Here is a 20645-nt window from a genome sequence, read left to right as displayed (position 1 = left end):
CAAAACCAGAGCAATCTGGTGACGCAAAGCCACGGGTCCTGATTTCAGGATCGCCGGGTTGCCGAAGAGATGGGAAACGCATCTTGGCAACCGGTATTATTTTACCGACACAAGGGCGCTCATCTTCGGCAGAAGATCAGCGCCCTTGTTTTATTTTCAATGAGACGCGTAGCGCTTTTAACGGGCACAGTAGAGATATCTACCTAATTTTTATGATGTTAAAGGGAGCCATGTCGAACTTCTGGACAAAACTCAAGATGTGTTCGAACCGGAATGCCCGGGAAGGGTTCCTTGTAACCCTGACGACACGCGGCTGTCGATTCGGTTTCCCGCTGCTACTGCTCCTCTTTGCCCTGTTGCTGGGTGCGACCACGCCGGCTCAGGCGGGGACGGACATGTGCTCTTTCTACAAGAAAAACCCGACAGACACAGTCGCCGTCGTCGATGGCAACGACCCTTTTGTTCGCGCAAACCTCCCCGGCAGTTCCTTCGGCATTGACATGAACTGCGAGTTCTCCAACTTTCCAATCTCGCCAGCCTGGCCCAACGGTCTGACGCCGACCCTGAATTTTTACACTCCTGATAAATCCTCGATCTACCTGATTGTGTTCGACAACGTTTGGTTCTCCGGCAACATGGCGTGTGCCAATATCGATCACAAACTCTGGGTGGTTAACTCCGAGGAGGGCGCTTTCAGTGGTGCGTGCCAGGATCTCATGATCCCCGCTGAAACTATCGCCAAGCAGTCCCCCGCCGCTACCGCCACCATCGGCCTACCCTTCACCTATACGCTCACGCTCCCCTCCATGAACTTCCGGGCCGGCGATCCGTCCCCGAATAATCTGGGTACCATAACGGTCGTGGATGACCTGACCGCAATTGGCGTCGACCTGACGCTGGTGAGCCTGAACGCTTATGACAAGGACACCACCACAGTGGTGCCAATCACGCATTTTGCTGACAGTACCGACAAGTACCTGCACTTCATGCTGCCCAATATTATGGCCGGGAGCCAGGTTGTCGTCGAAGTGACAGCAATCCTCAACGACACACCAATAAACGTGCCGGGTATGCAGTTCATTAATACCGCCAGATGGTCGTTCTCAAGGTGGATCGATCTCAATGAGGACGGCATCCAGGACGCCAACGAATACTTCAATCCCCTGCCCGGCGAGTCGGGTATTTCGCTGCCGATGTCCATCGTCGCGCCCAACCTGGTGGTTGACAAGACGAGCAAGACGACGGCGCTGAACGTGGGGGACATGGCGGTCTTCACCATCGATGTCCAGAACAACGGCGGCGGAGATGCCTGGAACACCACCATCATCGACACTATTCCGGCCGGTATGTGCGTCAACGATCCCACTGCCACGCTCAGTGCCAGAATCGTTCAGTCCGACGGTGTCACTTTGGTCAAGGCACTGATCCCGGGCAGCGATTATACGGTCGACTATAGCAGTTGCCAGCTCGAGCTGACCATGACCGACGCCGCGGGTCCGAACGCGCCCGAGCAGCACCTGCTGATCACCTACCAGGCGCAGCTCGATCCCGGTTTTACCAATGACGGAGTAACTCTGACAAATGTCGCCGGTGCGACCCGATGGTTCAGTGCGAACAGCACCTATTCCGGCCGTCGCGTCTTCACCCGAACCCTCACCGACGGCACGCCAACCGTAGTCGATTTTCAGGACAGTCATACCGTCACGGCAGCGCTGCACGGCTACTACTTTGAGAAAACCGTCGCGAACCTGACCAGCCAGGTAAGCCCAACCACCACGGCTGCTTCGGGTGACGTGCTGCGTTATACGCTGCGCCTGTTCAATGTGGATCAGACGATTGACGGGATCACCATCAGCGATCTCCTCGATCCCGGCAGTTTCGATCTGCTGTCGTTTGGCAATGTGACACTGCCGGCGGGGGCCACCCATACCTTGAATGCCGCGACCGGCCAGTTGCTGATTAGCGGCAGTCCTGCCCCTCTGAACATCGCCCTGGGCGGCGAGCTGGTCTTCACCTTCGACATCACCTTGAAAACGACCCTCCTGAACGGTACCGCGGTCCTCAACCAGGCGACCCTCACCGCCGTCGGCGACTTCACCGTCCTCAGTGATGACCCGTACACTAATGGCGTCGCTTCCCCCGATGTCGTCGGTGACGAAGATCCTACCACGGTGCTCATTCAGACTCCCGGCCCGCTGGCGAAGGCGAATACCCTGACGAGTGCTACGATCGGCGAGCAGTTCACCTACCGCATCGCTGTGCCCGCGGTCCCGACCGCCGTACCTCTGTACGACGTCCGGATTCTCGATAACGTGAATGTGTCTGCGGCTGACATACGTTTTGTCAGTGCAAGGGTGGTTTCGGGCGGCCTCTGGACGCTGACCAATACCAGTGGCAGCGACACCAATCTGGTGATCGAAGATACCATCACCGGCATCGACATTCCCGCCAATAGCCAGGCAGTCATCGAGCTTATCGTCGAACTGCTCAATACCCCCACCAACCGCAGCGGTCTGCTCTTCAACAACAGCGCGACATACACCTTCAACCGGGCAAACGGCGTCGATAGCACACAAACGGCCGGCAGTGCGGGGAGCACCGCCAACATGACCGTGGTCGAGCCAGCGGTAAGCGCGGCCACCAAGACGGTGCGTTTTGTTACGCCTGCGGGAAAACTGGCCACCGATTTTGCCACGGTCGGTGACGTCCTTGAATATGCGGTCACCATCCCCAATAGCGGCAGCTCGACGGCTTTTGACACCAACGTTGTCGACACGTTGCCAGCGAGTGTCGCGCTGCTCCCGGATTCTGCCACCGCGCAGATCAGCGGCGTCGCCGTCGCCGGCTTTGTGGTGAATCCTGGCACCCTCCCCGACGGGGCTCGGGTTTGGGGTCAACAGAACGGTGACGACAGTCTCGATATTCCCGCTGGTCAGGCGCTGCTGCTGACCTACCAGGTGACGGTGGTGGCGGTCACGGGAGAAGAGATCATTAACCGCGTCTACGTCGACTGGACTTCGCTGCCGGAGGGCGCTGACGGCGAGCGCACCGGTGCCGGCTGTCCGGTCACCGACAGCCTCAACAATTATTGCCACGGTCCGCTCACGGTCCCGGTCAGCACGGTGGATAACACCGCCATCAGCAAAGTAGTGGTCGATGATTCTTATCCCGAGATCCCGACCAGCACCATTGATGCGATTGTCCGCGTCGGCGACTCCGTCACCTATGAACTGATGCTCAGTCTGCAGGAATATACGACCCAGAACGTCGTGGTCGAGGATGCATTGCCGGCGGGCATGGCGCTGGAAAGCGTTATAATCAACGCCCCTCCCGACTTCACCTACACCTTGGCAGCGCAGCCGGCTGCCGGCGCTACCGGCACCTTGCGCTGGGAATTCGGCGACATCACCAACCTGCCGAGTAACAACGGCACCCCGCTTGATACCCTGGTGATCCGCTATGTCGCCAAGGTCGTCATTGATGCGCCAAGCGTGGGGGTGGCTTACGATCCGTCCATTCTGCGCGACAACCGGGCGACGCTCTCCTATACGGGCGGCGATCCGGTCCTTTTCCCGGAGCGTCTGACGGCTACGGCGCGGGTTGACGTCCGCCAGCCGCTGATGCGGGCACTCAGCAAGCTTGATCTGGGCAACGGTCGTGTCGGTACCGGCACTCTGGCCGATCCCTACCAGGTCAACATTGCCAGCGATGTGATGAATTTCCGCTTACTCTCTTGTAACGACGGTCTGGCGCCGGCTTATGGCGTGGTGCTGTCCGATCTGCTGGCGCCGGAGCTCGACGAAAGTAACCTGATCACGAATCCTCCGCTGGTGAAGATCGGCGCGGCCACATTAGTTGCGGGGACGGATTACACCTACGCCGCTCCCGGGCGGGGCGGGGAAATGCGCATCGCGCTGCTCGACAGTTCCCCGATCCATCCGGGGGAATGCGTCACGGTCGATTACACCCTCGGCTTTCATACCGATCTCACCGTCTCAAAGAGCTGGAGCAACCAGGCGCAGCTGGCGGAATATTGGTCGCTGCCGTTAACCGCCGCGGGGCGGCTCTATCCTGCCCCGATGCTGGCGCAAGTGTGGATGACCAACCTGGTGAGCGTTGATCAGCTGTTGACGACCCTGGTCTCCCCGGCGGAAGCAACCATCGGCGAAGAGGTGGTCTACCAGATCCGGGTGCCGGCCGTGCCGATGAACGCGGCCCTCGCCAATGTAGTGGTGAGCGATCAACTCCATGCTGCGCTGGAATATCTCAGTGCGAGTGCCGTCGATGCCAACGCCGGTCCGGTGACTTTAAGCGAAAGTGTGATTGCAGGCCAAGTGCGTTTGACGATTGCGGACATCCCGGCCGGGCAGCAGGTGCTCATCACCCTGCGGACACGGGTGGCCAATAACGATCAGGCCAATGCCGGGACGAATTTCGTCAATACCGCCGCTTATACCTATAGCGGCATGCCCGCGGATGCGGTCACGTCCTCGTCCAGTGGACTCTTGACCATCGTCGAACCGTTGCTGACTGTCACCCGGACCGCTTCGACCACGTCACCGCAAGCCGGGGAGATTTTGACCTACACCCTGAACTTGACTACGGCGGGGGGCGGAGCCGGGGATGACTTTAGCAACGCCTTCGACCTCAGCATCGAGGAGAGCCTGGGGCTGGGTCTGGTCTATGTCCCTGGCAGTGCCACCGTAAACGGCGCGGCTCTGGCCGATCCGCTGCTTAATGGTGCCGACGGTGTCACTGCTTCCCAGATCCTCACCTGGGATCCGGCGCACGGCATTGATGTCGATATCAGCGAAGGGGCGACGGTCACCGTTACCTATCAGGTTCGTCTCCTTGCCGGGGTCAGCCCCGGACAGACTTTGACCAGCAGCGCCATCGCGCGCTGGACCGGTCTGAACGGCGAGCAGAGCTCGATCGAGCGTACCGGCAGCGGCATCCCGGCGCTCAACGATTACTTTACCTCGCCGGCCACGCAGACCCTGACCACCCCGCTGGCGATCGCCCTGGTCAAGTCCGTCGTCAATGCCACCACCCAAAATTCCGGGGCGAACGCCCGGCCCGGTGACACCCTGCGTTATACCCTCGTGATCAGCAATGAAAGCGTTGTTCCGGTGAATAACATCGTGGTGACGGACGAGTTGGCCGCGCACTTTGTTGCCGGCAGCTTGCAGCTGCTCAGCCATACCAACACCAGCAGCGATGCCCTGGGCGGCGCCAATGCTACGGGGATCGTCGATATCCGGGAGCTGACCCTGGCTGCCCAGGGGGATCCCGACGCGACGATGACCATTGAGTTCGAGGCGACCCTCGCCCCGGTGCTGCAAAATGGCACAATCGTACTGAATCAGGCGCAGCTGACCGTCCCCGAACAGGTGGTGACGAGTAACGAAACCGCCACCTTGATCAGCTCCGCACCGCAATTCCAGGTCTACAAGACCTCGCAGGACCTCACCGGCGATACCAACGTGCTGATGGCGGGCGACACCCTGCGCTACACCATCACCGTCAAGAATATCGGTAACGAAGACGCCGTTAATGTATCGCTGCGCGATCTGATCCCGACCTTTACCTCCTATGTGGTCAACTCCACGCGTCTGAACGGTGCGCTTGTGGCGGATAACGGCACGGACTCTGCGTTGTTAAGCGGCCTGCTGATCAAGTCGCCGGCGGATATCATTGCCGGGGGAATGCGGGCTGATGCGACTGACAGCACGGTAAATGTGGCGACTGTCAGCTTCGAGGTGATGATCGATAGCGATGTGCTCGACGGCACCATCATCTCCAACCAGGGTTTCCTCAATGGCTCGGGGAGCGGCAGCGGTCCCTTCGTGGAAAGAGCGTCGGATGATCCGGCAGTGAATGGCCAAGATGATCCGGCCGTCTTTGGCGATGAGGATCCGACCCGCAATATCGTCGGCAACCTGCCGCTGGTCGACGCGCAGAAAACGGTTTTCCTTTCCTACGATGCCAACGCCAACGGAAGTGTCGATCCGGGTGACCGGCTGCGCTACATCATCACCGTTCATAACTACGGCGCGGCTCTGGCGACCGACGTGGTGTTGACCGACGCAGTGCCGGCCAACACCAGCTATGTAGCCAACTCGGTGACCCTTAACGGCCAGCCCGTCGGAGCGCCCGATGGCGGCATTTCCCCCCTGACTTCCGGCATCGCGGTCAATTCGGCCGACAGCAGCAGCGGCACCATCGCGATCGGCGCCAGTGCCGGGATCATCTTCGAGGTTGAGGTCGCTTCTGGCGTGGCCGCCGGCACTGTGATCAGTAACCAGGGGTATGTAGCGACCACCGGCCTGCCCAGCGAGCCGACCGATGCTGACGGCATCGATTCCAATGGTGATCAACCGACCACCGTCGTGGTCGGGAGCGCGCAGCAGCTTTCCATTGTCAAGGAGGTCTTTGTGGTCGGCGGCGGCGTGGCCCAGGCCGGCGGGCAACTGGAGTATGTCGTGCGGGTCACCAATAACGGTGCGGTGGACGCGACCGATGTGGAAATCAATGACGATCTCTCGCTCCTGACCGGACTGGCGAGCTACCTGGAGGGTTCGGCGACGCTGAATGGCGTTGCGAATCCGACCGCCGTGACCTATGCCGCTCCGCAGCTGACAGCCAACATCGGCGATCTGCCGCAGGGCGCCACAACGACCTTGCGCTTCCGCATGCAGATCAACAGTTCGGTGCCGATCGGGACCACCCTCACCAACAGCGCGCAGGTGACGTGGAATACCCCGCAAGTGACTTCGCCCAAGGCCCTCGTCTCCATTGATCTCGGCGGCCTGCCGGGCAGCGCCATGCTTAACGGCCATCTCTGGCACGACGCCAACTTCGACAATCTTCACGATCCTGCCGAACTGAGCCTGGCGGGGTGGACGGTCGCGCTTTACCGTAACAACGTCCAGCTTGGCCGGGTCAGCACCGACGCCGGCGGCCTTTACCGCTTCAGCGGCCTTGCGCCCGTCGAAACCACCGCCGACCAGTACGAATTGCGCTTCAACGCGCCGGGTGCGACCACGACCACTGCGAAGCTGGGCCAGGCCGACTCGGCTTTCACCGATGGCATGCAGCAGATCAGCCATATTGTCGCTCTGCCCGGCAGCATCCTGCAGAACCTGAACCTGCCGATCGACCCGAATGGCGTGATCTTCGAGTCCTTCGAGCGCTCGCCGATTGCGGGGGCGACATTGACGATGCTGCGGTCTGGCAGTACGACGCCGCTGCCATCGGGCTGTTTTGCTGATCCGGCCCAGCAGAATCAGGTGACGCTGGCCTCGGGCTTCTACAAGTTCGACATGAATTACAGCGATCTTGCCTGCCCGCAGGGCGCTGACTACGTGATCCGTGTGAGCCCGCCGGCCAGCGGTTATCTGCCCGGTCCGTCGCGCATCATCCCCCCCGTCACACACGAAGAGACGGCGGCGTACTCTGTCGCAACCTGCGCCGCTGATGCCGTGGCAACTCCGGCCGGCTTCTGCGAGGCGCAGACCTCCGCATCCGCGCCGGCAACAGTGATGCCGGCCGCGCAGATCAATTATTTTCTGCACCAGACCCTGAGCGCTCCGGTGCCGGGCGGCAGCCAGCTGTTCAACAACCATATCGCCCTCGATCCCACCCTCGACAACACTGTCTTTATCCGCAAGACGTCGCCTTTGATCAACGTCAGCCGCGGTCAACTCGTGCCGTATACCATCAAGGTGACGAACACCACGGCGGTGACGTTGCAGGATCTTCAGGTTGTCGACACCTTCCCGCCGGGATTCAAATATGTAGAGGGGTCGGCCCGTGTCAATGGCCAGCCGTTGGAGCCGGTCAAGAGCAACCGCACCCTGACCTGGAGTCACCTCCAGCTTGAGAGCGGTGAGGATAAGGCCAAGGAGATCAAGCTGCTGCTTATCGTCGGTTCGGGGATGAACGAAGGGGAGTACGTTAACCGGGCAGAGCTGTTCCACACCGTTCTCGCCGCCTCCCTGGGCGTAGACACCGCCACCGTGCGTGTTATCCCCGATCCGACCTTTGATTGTACCGATGTGATCGGTAAGGTCTTCGATGACCGCAATCTCGACGGAGAACAGGATGCGGATGAAGTCGGACTGGCCGGGGTGCGGGTGGTCACGGCCCGCGGTCTGATTGCCACCAGTGACGCGCACGGCCGTTTCCACATCACCTGTGCGGTGGTCCCTGACGAGGATCGCGGCAGCAACTTCATCTTGAAGATGGACGATCGCAGTCTCCCGACCGGTTATCGCGTCACCAGCGAAAATCCTCAGGTGCAGCGCGCCACCCGCGGCAAGATGCTGCGCTACAACTTTGCCGCCACCATTCATCGGGTGGTCGCTATCGATATCGCCGAAGGGGTTTTTGAGCCGAAGCGTACGGTGCTGCGCTTGCAGTGGATTTACAAAATTCCGCAGCTTCTGGCGGAGTTGAAGAAGGCGCCTGCCGTCCTGCGGCTCTCCTATCTGGCCGACATCGAAGATGAAGAACTGGTCCAGGCGCGTCTTGAAGCCTTGAAGAAGGAAGTCGCGAAACAATGGGTGCTGTCCGCTGGCGGATATCGTCTGGATATTGAAACCGAAGTGTTCTGGCGCCGCAGTGGCCCGCCGTAGAGGACTCACCTCCTCTGGGAATGCCCTTTTCCTCTTACCAAAGATGGAATCAATGTTGAAGCCTAGTGCCGCCTTTCTATTCTTATTTGTTGTCTCAGCCGTTGGCGTCGCGACCCCGGCACGCGCCGAGACTCCCTCCCCGACCGTCGAGGTCAGGGAAACAGTGGCGCGCGGTCAGTCGGTCGAGATGCACCTGCCCGGGGATCAGGCGTTCACCCCCTGGATTCATGATGATGCCGCCTATGCCGCGGCCCAAGGTGATCGCCTGGAAATGCGGGAGGTGGCGGAAGCGGATGTCCAGACGATCAAGCTCGAAAATGTCGTCCCGCCCATCCACTTCCATCTGGGTGAGGCGGAAATCCCCGAGGACTATCTGGAGCGGCTGCGTGATGTCCTCAACAGCATGCGCGATCGCAGCAATGTGCGCCTGCACTTTGCCGGTCACACCGATTCCCTGCGTCTAAGCCCGGCCTTGCAGGAACGCTACGGCGACAACACCGGCCTGTCCCGCGAACGGGCCGGCACCACCGCTGAATACTTCCAGAGTGCGCTGGGTCTCCCCCCCGAAGCGATCTCCTACGAAGGTTTCGGAGAGAGTCAGCCTGTTGCCAGCAATCAGACCGAGACTGGACGACAGCTGAACCGGCGGGTCGAAGTGCAGGTCTGGTATGACGAGATCGGCGAGAAGCTGGTCGAAAAGGAAGTGGTCGTTGCCCGGGAAGTCAATCGTCTCAAGGTGTGCCGGACCGAAACGGTCTGTAAATTGCGTTACCAGGAAGGCCACGCACGGCGCGCCCGGGTCAAGAACCTGATCTCCCCGCTGCATTATGACGCAGGGATGGTCGAGGTGCCGCCGGAATTCCTCCATCAGGTCCGGCAGGCCCTGCAGAATCTCGGCGGTAAGGATCATGTCGTGATCCGCTTTATCGCTCACACCGACAATACCCCGCTTCCCGACCGGGACGAGCGCATCTACGGTAATCACCTCGGCCTTTCCAAGGCTGTTGCCCGGCGGGTCTCTCTGGCGGTGCAGGAGGGCCTGGGCTTAAACAATACCGCCATTGAAAGCGTCGGGATGGGGACGGCGCAACCGGCCACCGCCAATCTTACGGCGGCGGGCCGGGCGCTCAACCGGCGGGTTGAAGTGGAGTTCTGGTATGACGATGCGCTCCAGGAGCTGCCGGATGAACCGCAGCTGTGCCCGGACGCTCCCGGTGCCGAGCTTGTTACCCGCGTTTACGATTCGCCGTCCGGACCGATCTCGCCGATCCTCTTCGCCAACGGCCAACCGCTGTTGCCTGCCGGTTACACCGAGCGTTTGCAGCAGCTCATGGCGGAGATCAGTGACCGGACAAAGGTGCGTCTGCGTTTTGTCGGCTATACCAGCAATCAACGCCTTGATCGCCGCACCGCCGCCGTCTATGGGGATGACATCGGTCTCTCCACCTCCCGGGCGCGTCGGGCGACAGCCGCGGTGGCCGGGCAAATCGGCTTGACGGAGCAGCAGGTGGAGTTTGAAGGGCATGGCTATGTCCAGTCCGACGATGTGGTCAACGCCGGCTTTGTCGAATCGGATACCTCCCGGGTCCAGGTCCAGATCGTCTATGATGAACTGGTTACCCTCGATGATTACGAAGGGGTGGAGATCACCCGCCTCAACCGCGAGGTCGCCCTCGCCAATCCCTTTGCTCTCAATCTCATGCGCATTACCGTTGACGGCAAGCCGCTGGATGATCCGGGCAAGTCGGTGCCGGATGTGCAGCGCTGTATCGACGTCGCCCTTGATGCCGCCGACATTCAGTTCAAATATGACAACCTCAAGCTGGAACCGCGCCTCAATGTGACCGCCTGGCCGCGCACCATCGGCTATCAGGACGAAAACCTGGTGCGCTTTCGCCTTTACAGCAACTACCGCAGCTTTATCGCCCGGGCCGAGGTCCGGATCTTTGCCGAAGAGCAGTCGATTCGTGATCTCCCCCTTGCCGTCGTCACGATGGATGCAGATGGCCTGGCCGCATGGCAGCCCGATTTCGAGTCCGGCTTTTCAGCTGATTTCGCGCCGGGACGGACACTCAATTATCTCGTGCGTGTCTATGACGCCAAAGGGAACTTCGATGAGACCGAAACCCAACCGCTCTGGGTGCTCGACCAGGTCGATCCGGCCATCGCTGCGACCGATTCTGATCGTGAACTGTTGGCCGGTTATGGCGAAAGCCGCATCGCCCGGCGCAACATTCCCCTGCATGGCGGTTCGGTGCAGGCGCAGGGGACGGCCATTCCCCCCGGCTACAGTGTCTGGCTGGCCGGCCACCTTGTCCCGGTCGACGCGCAGGGGCGCTTTGTCGCCGAAGAGATCCTGCCGACGGGGAGCCATACTGTCGAGGTCGCGGTTCTCGACCCGACCGGCAACGGCGAACTCTTCCTGCGGGATTTCGCCCAGAAACAGAGCGACTGGTTCTATGTCGGCATCGCCGATCTGACCTTGTCGGCCAACAAGACCAACGGCCCGGCGCAGCTGCTTGCTCCGGACAAGCCGCAATACAGTGAGGATTTCAGTGCCCAGGGTCGCCTGGCTTTCTATACCACCGGCAAGTTCGGCGCGGGGTGGGGGTTGACGGCGAGTGCCGACACCCGCGAGGGACCGCTCGACGAGATCTTCAGCAATTTTATGGACAAATCCCCGGAAGCCCTATTCCGGCGCATCGATCCGGATTACCACATGCCGACCTACGGTGACGACAGTACGGTGACGGAAGATGCCCCGACCATGGGGAAATTCTACGCCAGGCTGAGCAAGGACAGGAGCTACGGACTCTGGGGGAATTTCAAGGTCGGTTATACCGACAACAACCTGGCGCACGTCGATCGCGGACTGTACGGGGCGAATCTGCATTATCAGACCCCTGACACCACCAGCTTTGGTGAGGCGCGTTTCCTGCTCGACGGTTTTGCCGCCGAACCGGGGACGGTGGGGGGGCGCGACGAGTTCCGCGGCACCAGCGGCTCCCTTTACTACCTGCGGCAACAGGACATCCTGACCGGTTCCGAGCGCCTGCGCATCGAGATCCGCGACAAGGATTCCAATATGGTCCTCGGGGTGAAAAATCTCACCCCGGCAATCGACTACGACATCGACTACCTGCAGGGACGGATCCTGCTGGCCGAACCCCTCTCCGGAACCGCAGACGACAACCTGCTGGTGCACAGCGGCTCTTTCAGCGGCCACCCCGTTTATCTGGTGGCCCGCTATGAATTCACCCCCGGCTTCGAAGATCTCGATACCCTGGCGACCGGCGGCCGCAGCCATTACTGGCTGAGCGACTATGTCAAGCTCGGCCTGACCGGCAGCCGTTTTGAGGAGGCCGGGAGTGAGAATACTCTGCAGGCCGCGGATGTGACCCTCCGCAAGTCTTCGGAGTCCTGGCTCAAACTGGAGAGCGGCCGCAGTGAAGGTCCGGGGCTGCTCTCCTCCACCTCGATGGACGGCGGCTTCTTCTTCACGCCCGCTGATCCCCTGGATGCTTCGCATGCAGAGGCGCTGGCGAGTCGGGTCGATGCCAGTATCGGCCTGCGGGACTTTTTTGCGGAAGGAAAAGGTCGCTTCACCTTGTATTGGCAGGACGTGGAAGCGGGCTATGCCGCGCCGGGCCTGAGCACCGATCGCGATGTCACCAACTACGGCGGCACGGCGATGCTGCCCCTCTCTGACCGTCTGGGTATGCGTTTCAAGAGCGATACGCGCCGCCAGCGTGACGTCCTCGAGACCGTGGCCAACGAGGTCAACCTCGATTTCCGCAAAGACGAGCACTGGACCTTGAGTTCGGGGGTCCGGCACGACCACCGCAATGACCAATCCCCGGTCAAACCCCCGACCCAGGAAGAAGGCGACCGGACCGATCTGGTGGTGCAGGTGCTGTACGATTCCCGGGCCCTTTGGAGCAGCTATGGATTTGTGCAGGATTCCCTGCATAGCAGCGGCAACCGCGAGGACAATTTCCGCATCGGGACCGGCGGCAGTTATCGTCTGACGGAAAGATTCAAGGTGACCGGTGAGGTTTCCACCGGCGACTTGGGGGCAAGCGGCCGCCTCGGCACCGAGTATCTTTATTCCGACCGGACCAACCTCTACCTCAACTATGCCCTTGAAAACGAGCGGACGGACAACGGTCTGCGCGCCCGGAAAGGGAGCCTGGCCTATGGATTCCGCAACCGCTATTCCGACAGTGTGAGCATCTACCTCGAAGAGCGCTATACCCACGGTGATACCCCGACCGGTCTGATGCATTCCGCCGGCGTCGATCTTGCTCCTACGGACCGCATTAACCTCGGGGCCAAGCTCGATTTCGGCACCCTCAAGGACTTTCAGAGCGGTGCTGAAATCAAGCGCACAGCAATGGGGGTGAGCGTCGGTTATGGGTTTGATCGCCTGAAGATCGCCAGTGCCCTGGAATATCGGGTCGACGATAGCGAACATCTCGGCACCGACACCGCCGGCAATTTCTTTGTCAGCACCGCCAAGCGGACGACCTGGCTGCTGAAAAACAGCCTCAAATACCAGCTCTCCCCGGACTGGCGCCTCATCGGCAAACTCAACCTCGCCCGCAGCAATAGTTCCCTCGGGCAGCTTTACGACGGCAACTACACGGAAGCGGTCATGGGCTACGCCTATCGCCCGGTGCGTCATGACCGTCTCAATGCCCTGCTCAAATACACCTATTTCTATAATATCCCCGGCGCCGGGGAGACCATCGTACAGACCCCCGAGGGGATGTTGCTCGAAAGATCGTCCAGCTCCGGGGTTCTGCAGCGTAGCCACATTCTGGCTGCGGATGTCATGTATGACCTGACCTCTCGCTGGACCGTCGGGGCGAAGTATGCCTATCGCCAGGGCGAGGTGAGTCTCGATCCCATCGACCGGGAGTTCTTCACCAGTCGGGCGCACCTGACGGTGCTGCGCGCCGACTGGAATTTCCTGCCGCACTGGGATGCCCTCGCTGAGTGGCGCCGTCTCGATCTGCCTGATGCCGAGGATCGCCTCGACGGAGCGCTGCTTGGTCTTTACCGTCATCTCGGCAATCACTTCAAGGTCGGGGCCGGCTACAACTTAAGCAAGTTTTCGGATGATCTCACCAGCTATGACTATCGGCACCAGGGACTCTTCATCAATATCATCGGGAAGATGTAAATGCCTTCAACAACACACTCACAACAGGTGGCAGTCATGTGGAAAATTTTAAGAGGGTTTGTTCTGGCTATTGCGACATTGATTCTGAGCTTTCCCGTTTTTGCGGAGGAAGTCTCCAGAGAACAGATCAAGGGTCTGGATGAACAGGTGCAGGAGATCAAGACCGATGTTCTCGGGATCGCGGCGCAGCTGAGTCTCCTCGAAGAAAAGCTGCTTTATCCCTCCACCACTCAGGTGAGCGTCTTTGTGTCGCTGGAGAGCAACGAGAAGTTCCGCCTCGATGCGATGGAGATTCAGCTGGGCGGCGCGCCGGTCACCCATCACCTTTATACCTTCAAGGAACTTGAAGCTCTGCAGAAGGGAGGCGTACAGCGCATCTATACCGGCAACATCAAATCCGGCGAGCATGAGCTGCAGATTATCCTCACCGGAAAAACCGCCGGCGGCGCCGACCTGCGCCGCAGCGAAAGCTTCAAGTTCAGCAAGGATGTGGGCCCCAAGATGATTGAAATTCATCTGGCCGGTCCCGGTGCGCAAACCATCACCCTGAAAGATTGGTAGCTCCATGTCCAGACTCCTTGTCTTACTGGCTTCCCTGTTGTTCGTCACGCCAGTTCTGGCGGCCAGCACAGCCACGCCTGAAGACCTGAAGGACCTCTATTTCGGCGAGGCTCTGTATTACGCTTATCAAGAGGACTGGTTCGAGGCGATTGCCCGACTCGACAGTGAGCTTTGGCAGTACCGCGGCCTTGATGAGCCCGAACTCGACTCCCTTTACTCCCATGTCGGGCAGGCCGAGTTTTCCGTAGGGGATTTTGAACTGGCTTACCGGATGCACTATCGGGCCGGTCGCGCTATTACCGCGGTCATTGAGGGGGATGTCGAGGACGTGGTCCGTAACGAGGCCATTTTCCGCCTGGCCCGGATCTACTTCCAGAAAGACCAGCCGGAAAATGCCCAGCTGGCCGTACAGCGGATTCGCGGCGTTGTTCCGGTCAAGATCCGCGACGATCTGGCTTTTTTACGCGCGCATATCGCTCTGGCCAACGGGCGCAATGGCGAGGCGGTCCGTATTCTCAAGGAGCTGCAGAGTGAGAAGAGTCTGGAAGGGTTCAGTTCGTACAATCTCGGGATTGCTCTGTTGCGCAACAACAACGAACAGGATGGTCGCAAGGCTCTCGACCGTACTGGCCAGCTTGTCAGCACTCTTCCGGCCACCCTGGCGATCAAGGATAAATCGAACCTGGTATTGGGCTACAAATTGCTGGAGGAGCAGAAGCACGAAGGCGCCAAGCTGGTCCTGGACCGGGTCCGTTTGAATGGTCCGTTCTCTAATCGGGCGCTGCTCGGATCGGGTTGGGCCGACGCATCTGCCGGGAACTTCGAGAGAGCGCTGGTTCCCTGGAGCATTCTGACGGAACGGGAAGTCACTGATCCGGCCGTGCAGGAAGCCCTGCTCGCCTTGCCGTTTGCCTATGGAAAATTGAATGTGCATGGTCGCGCGGCCCGGCTTTATAGCAGTGCTCTTGCAGCCTTCGGAAGTGAAATCGACAAGCTCAGCGCCTCGATCAAGAGTATCCGTGAAGGGAACTTTTTGCGGGCTCTGGTGCGGGAGGAACTGAAGCAGGATGCCAACTGGGTGGTCAAGCTGCGCGAGCTGCCCGAGACCCCCGAGACCTACTATCTCCTGGAGTTGATGGCCTCGCACGACTTCCAGGAATCCTTCAAGAACTACTTTGATCTGGAGGAGTTACTGAAAAAATTGTCGGTCTGGCAAGGCGCCCTCGATGCTTACGAAGATCTCATTCAGTCGCGCCGCGCTTATTATCAACCCCTGCTTCCCGAGATCGACCGGGAATTCAGACGACTGGACTCGCAGATGCGTCTGCGTCTGGAGCAGCGGGAACGCATCGAACAACGGTTGCAGAGCATGCTGGTGGCGCCTCGTCCTGACTATCTGGCTACCGCCGGGGAGCGGATCAGTCGCGAAGAGTTGACGTATCTGGAGCAGAGACTCAATTCCAGTGGTAGCAAAGCGGCGCCCGAGATTGACGACCGGATCAGACGGTTGCGGGGAGTGCTGGCCTGGAATATTGCGACGGAATATGACCAGCGTTTTACCGATGCCCATCAGCACCTGCGCGCATTGAACCAGGAAGTGGATCTGCTCAACCAGCAATACACCGCTTTTGTCCGCACCCGCCAGGCTGCCACTCAGAGCTATGAAGGTTATGACGAAACGATCCGCCAGCAGCGGCTGCTGATCCAGTCTGCCCGGGAAAAGACGCAGGTGCTGATGGCACGGCAAGGGAGCATGCTTGAGATCATGGCGGTGAATGAACTGAGCAAACGGCGTGATCGTCTGGATGAATATCAGGTCAAGGCGCGCTTCGCCCTGGCTGATAGTTACGATCGGGCCAGCAAGACCCAACTCCAGAAGGGTGTCGAGCAATGAAGGCAACGAATTGGCTTCGCTTGAGCGCATTGGCGCTACCGCTGCTCCTGAGTGCTTGTCAGTCCGGCGGGGGTAAGGATACGATTGCCAAGTTGCGTCACCTGCAGGTTGAAATCAAAGAAGAGAAGGTCGAAGGCGGCCTCGATAAAGCCATGGAGGGTTACCGGCGCTTCCTGGAAGAAACGCCCGATTCTGACCTGACGGCCGAAGCGATTCGTCGCCTGGCAGATCTGAAGGTCGAACGAGAATACGGTCTGCTGGCCGGCGATACCGTCGCCGCGCGGCAGGCCACTGCCAGGGCTTTGCCGCCTCCTGAACGCGCGACGGCCAACACCCCGGCACCGGCCACGGCAGCGGAACCGCTGCCGGGTGAATCACCGGCCGACTTTGAGCAAAGAGTGGCCCAGAGCCCGCCGTCCGGCCCGGTCGCGGCAGCGAACGGGCTTGCCGAAAGTGGGGATGACCTGGAACGGGCCGGGGCTCTGGAAGCCATCGCCCTCTACCAGAAACTGCTGAACGATCATCCCGCCTACGAACGCAATGACCAGGTGCTGTACCAGATGTCCCGTGCTTATGAAGAGCTGGGGCAGGTCGAAGCGGCCATGGAGGTTATGGACCGGTTGGTGCGGACTTATCCCCAATCCCGTTATATCGATGAAGTGCAGTTCCGACGCGCCGAATATTTCTTCACCCGCCGGCATTATCTGGAGGCCGAGGCGGCTTACGGCAGCATCGTCAGCATCGGTGACACCTCCTCCTATTATCAGCTCGCCCTCTACAAACTCGGCTGGACCTTTTACAAGCAGGACCTTTATGACGAGGCGCTGCACCGCTTTATTGCCCTGCTCGACTACAAGGTCTCGGTCGGCTACGACTTTGCCCAGACCGCAGATGTGCCGGAACGCCAGCGCATCGATGACACCTTCAGGATCATCAGTCTGAGCTTTTCCAATCTCGGCGGTGCCAACTCCGTGGTCGAGTACTTCACCCTCCACGGCCAGCGTAGTTATGAAGACGGCATCTACAGCAACCTCGGGGAATTTTACTACGGCAAACGTCGCTATGCTGACGCCGCCGCTACCTACAACGCCTTTGTCAGCCGTAATCCCTTCCACAATGTATCACCGCAATTCTCCATGCGGGTGATCGAAATCCATCTCGCCGGGGCGTTCCCCAGCCTGGTCATTGACGCGAAAAAACAATTCGCCAGCACTTACGGGCTCCAAGCCGAATACTGGCAGCATTTCGCACCGGCCGACCGGCCGGAAGTTCTGGTCTGGCTGAAAACGAACCTCACCGATCTTGCCAATCATTACCACTCGCTTTATCAGAGCCCGCTGCAGCTCAAGGAAAAAGAGACCAACTTCGCCGAAGCCATGCATTGGTACCGGGAATTCCTCACCTCCTTCCCGAGCGACCCCGAGTCGCCGGCGATTAACTATATGCTGGCGGACCTTCTTCTGGAAAACCGCTCCTTCGCCCTGGCTGCGGTCGAGTACGAGAAGACCGCCTATGGCTATCCGCACCACGAGAAGTCCGCAGCCGCCGGCTACGCCGCCATTTTCGCTTATCGCGAACACCTTGGTGCCGCGGCCCCCGCGGCCCGGGATCAGGTGAAGCGGGAGGTCGTCCGCAGCTCGCTGCAGTTTGCCGATACTTATCCGGAGCATGAAAAGGCGGCGCTGGTTCTGGGCGCGGCCGCGGATGATCTCTACGACCTGCGCGATTATGAACCGGCCGTGGCCGCCGCCCGCAAGCTGATCGCAACCTTCCCTGCCGCCGGGGTGGAGTTTATGCGCGCCGCCTGGCTGGTGGTAGGTCACGCCACCTACGAGCTGCAACGCTACAGCGAAGCGGAAACCGCTTACGTTCATGTGCTGACACTCCTCCCCGCCGGGGACAAGAGTCGCGAAGCGCTGATCGATAATCTGGCGGCAGCGATATACAAGCAAGGTGAACAGGCGAATGGAGTGGCGGATTATCGCGCCGCGGCCGACCACTTTTTGCGGGTGGGGCGGATGGCTCCAACGTCCAAAATCCGGGTGACTGCGGAGTACGACGCCGCGGCTGCTCTGATCCAGCTCAACGACTGGGAGCAGGCGGCAACGGTGCTGCTGTCCTTCCGCGACCTCTTCCCCGGCGACGCGCTGCAGCCGGAAGTGACCAAGAAGATCGCCTATGTTTATCGAGAGGCCGGTCAGCTCGCCCTGGCCGCTGATGAGTATGAACGCATCGAAAGCGAGTCCGCTGATGATGACGTCAGACGGGAGGCGTTGCTGCTCGCCGCAGAACTGTATACGGAAGTCGGAAACAAGCCCCGCACCCTGCTGGTCTATCGCCGCTATGTTGCCGTTTTCCCGCAACCGCTGGAGCTTAACCTCGAAACCCGCAACAAGATTGCCCAACTTCTCAAGGAGCAGGACGATCAACAAGGTTATCTGGGAGAACTTCAAGAGATCGTCAGCCTCGACGCGGCAGCAGGCCAGGCGCGAACTGTCCGTACCCGCTACCTTGCCGCCACTGCAGCCCTGGTGTTGACGGAACCGAAATTTGCCAGTTTCGCGGAAGTCAGGCTGGTCAAGCCCTTCGATGTCAATTTACGCAAGAAGCGCGATCTCATGAAGACGGCCATCCAGGAATTCAATAAGCTTCTCGACTATGAAGTCGGGGAGGTGACAGCGGCGGCGACCTTTTATCTCGCTGAGATCTACGCTCACTTCTGCAAAGCATTGCTGGCATCCGAACGTCCCGAGGGGCTGGCTCCTGTAGAGCTCGAGCAGTACGAGTTAGCCATCGAAGAGCAGGCTTATCCCTTTGAGGATAAGGCGATCGAAGTGCATGAGCAGAATCTGAAACTGCTGACCGTCGGGATCTACAACCACTGGATCGATCAGAGTCTTAAGAAACTGGCCCTTTTCGTCCCGGCGCGCTACTCCCGGCCGGAAGAACCGAGCACCATCCTTTCGTCGCTCAGCGGCTTCACCTACGAAATCGAGCGGCCGGTCCCGGTGCCGCTTGAGAACGAAGCGCCGGTTCCCGAAGAGGTGCCGGCTCCCGAGGAGCCAAGCGTTGAACCGCTGCCGGCGGCCACGATGTCACCGGAGATGGTGGTGAAGTAATTAGAAGGACTATTTTTCACACGGATTTAACGGATGGAACGGATCAAGGCGGATTAAAGCATTTGAACGGTTAAAGACAACTCGTCTGATTTTGCTTCTTTCGATGTTATCCGTCAGATCCGTGTCATCCGTGTGCTGGATGTAAGCATTGAAAGCATGAAAATAAATGGAAAGCGGTGCCGCAATGCAGATGATTGATCAACAACACTTTCCGCGCACCCCGGCGCGCCGCCTGGCCGGCTTCGCCGTTCTGGTCCTGGCGTTGGCCACCCTGGCGGGGTGTACCAGCGGGGTCAAGGTTCCGCCCGTTGTCGTCCTTCCCGAGCCGCCCGTGCCGGCGGTCTCCTCGGTAGCGCGTCTCGACGAAGGGCGGGAAGGGTTTGTCATCCAGGAGATCCCCAGTCTCGATGCGGCGGCGGTCAAAGATTTCGAACGGGCGGTAGTCATGATGCAGGCCGGTGATTATGAGACTGCGAGTCGCCTGCTGGAAAAAGTGATAAAGCAAGACCCCGGCGTGACCGCCCCTTATATCAATCTGGCGATTGCCAGCATGCATGGCAACAAGCCCGAGCAGGCCGAAGACGCTCTGCAAGCCGCCCTGATGTTGATTCCAGCCCACCCGGTGGCGAGCAATGAATATGGATTGCTGCTGCGTAAGGCCGGTCGCTTTGCCGAAGCCAGGACGATCTATGAAACGAGTCTGCAGGCTTTTCCCGACTATAGCCCGCTCCATAAAAATCTCGGGATTCTCTGCGATCTTTATCTGCAAGATCCGGGGTGTGCCCTCGAACATTACGAAAACTACAGCGTCGCTGTGCCGATGGATGAGCAAGTCAAAATATGGGTGGCCGATCTGCACGTGCGGCTAAAACGTTAAGGAGCGGATATGTATCGAGCTTTAGTTTTCATCCTGTGCCTCGCGCTCGTGCCGGCTTTCGTGGTCAAGGCGGAGGAGGCTGTTGTGGTCGAGGAGGGTGTTGCGGCCGAAGGGAGTGTTGCGGTCGAGGGGAGTGCGGAGGCTAAGATGATTTCCGGTATGTCGATCGTCGGCAACGATGAAGCCCCGAAAGCCCTGTACATCGTCCCCTGGAAAAGCTCTGAAATCGGGGTGGAGACAAGTCTGGCGATGATGTTAACCGAAAGCGCCATGCCCGTGGATCGAGAAGTGTTTATGCGGCAATTGGATTTTTTCGAAGTCAGTATGGAGAGCGCAAGGAGGGAGCACTGATGACATTGGCCTAGGGGTGTCT

At 59.7% G+C, this 20645-nt stretch carries 7 protein-coding genes and 1 riboswitch (1 of these 8 only partly in view); all 7 genes read left to right on the top strand.

The features are described 5' to 3' along the window. Window positions 1-66: riboswitch (cyclic di-GMP riboswitch) on the top strand; it begins 12 nt to the left of the window's first position. A 146-nt stretch (window positions 67-212) separates the two neighbouring features. Continuing rightward, on the top strand, window positions 213-8636 hold the full coding sequence (locus tag CVU69_11070; protein PKN11690.1) for a hypothetical protein: 8424 nt from the start codon (window positions 213-215) through the stop codon (window positions 8634-8636). A gap of 52 nt (window positions 8637-8688) precedes the next feature. Then, window positions 8689-13821, top strand: coding sequence for a flagellar motor protein MotB (locus CVU69_11065; protein ID PKN11689.1), 5133 nt, complete (start codon window positions 8689-8691; stop codon window positions 13819-13821). A gap of 36 nt (window positions 13822-13857) precedes the next feature. Then, window positions 13858-14382, top strand: coding sequence for a hypothetical protein (locus tag CVU69_11060; GenBank protein ID PKN11688.1), 525 nt, complete (start codon window positions 13858-13860; stop codon window positions 14380-14382). A gap of 4 nt (window positions 14383-14386) precedes the next feature. Continuing rightward, complete coding sequence (locus tag CVU69_11055) at window positions 14387-16276, top strand: hypothetical protein (GenBank protein PKN11687.1); 1890 nt, start codon at window positions 14387-14389, stop codon at window positions 16274-16276. Then, window positions 16273-19395: a hypothetical protein gene (locus CVU69_11050; GenBank protein ID PKN11686.1), complete on the top strand. Its 3123-nt coding sequence runs from the start codon at window positions 16273-16275 to the stop codon at window positions 19393-19395. The genes CVU69_11055 and CVU69_11050 overlap by 4 nt, the downstream gene beginning before the upstream one ends. A 166-nt stretch (window positions 19396-19561) precedes the next feature. Continuing rightward, window positions 19562-20272 (top strand): hypothetical protein, encoded by a 711-nt coding sequence (locus CVU69_11045; protein ID PKN11685.1) that lies wholly within the window; start codon window positions 19562-19564, stop codon window positions 20270-20272. 9 nt (window positions 20273-20281) lie between these two features. Next, a complete protein-coding gene (locus CVU69_11040) occupies window positions 20282-20623 on the top strand; it encodes a hypothetical protein (protein ID PKN11684.1) in 342 nt (113 codons plus the stop codon). The last annotated feature ends 22 nt before the right edge of the window (window positions 20624-20645 follow it).

Source organism: Deltaproteobacteria bacterium HGW-Deltaproteobacteria-4 (genome assembly GCA_002841765.1).
Taxonomy (GTDB): domain Bacteria; phylum Desulfobacterota; class Desulfuromonadia; order Desulfuromonadales; family UBA2197; genus UBA2197.
The sequence above is the reverse complement of the archived record's forward strand: the minus strand, read 5'-3'. Positions and strand labels throughout refer to the sequence as shown.

Coding starts and splice junctions, on each gene's coding strand:
- CVU69_11070 (PKN11690.1), top strand. CDS start 213: ATGATGTTAAAGGGAGCCATGTCGAACTTCTGGACAAAACTCAAGATG.
- CVU69_11065 (PKN11689.1), top strand. CDS start 8,689: ATGTTGAAGCCTAGTGCCGCCTTTCTATTCTTATTTGTTGTCTCAGCC.
- CVU69_11060 (PKN11688.1), top strand. CDS start 13,858: ATGTGGAAAATTTTAAGAGGGTTTGTTCTGGCTATTGCGACATTGATT.
- CVU69_11055 (PKN11687.1), top strand. CDS start 14,387: ATGTCCAGACTCCTTGTCTTACTGGCTTCCCTGTTGTTCGTCACGCCA.
- CVU69_11050 (PKN11686.1), top strand. CDS start 16,273: ATGAAGGCAACGAATTGGCTTCGCTTGAGCGCATTGGCGCTACCGCTG.
- CVU69_11045 (PKN11685.1), top strand. CDS start 19,562: ATGGAAAGCGGTGCCGCAATGCAGATGATTGATCAACAACACTTTCCG.
- CVU69_11040 (PKN11684.1), top strand. CDS start 20,282: ATGTATCGAGCTTTAGTTTTCATCCTGTGCCTCGCGCTCGTGCCGGCT.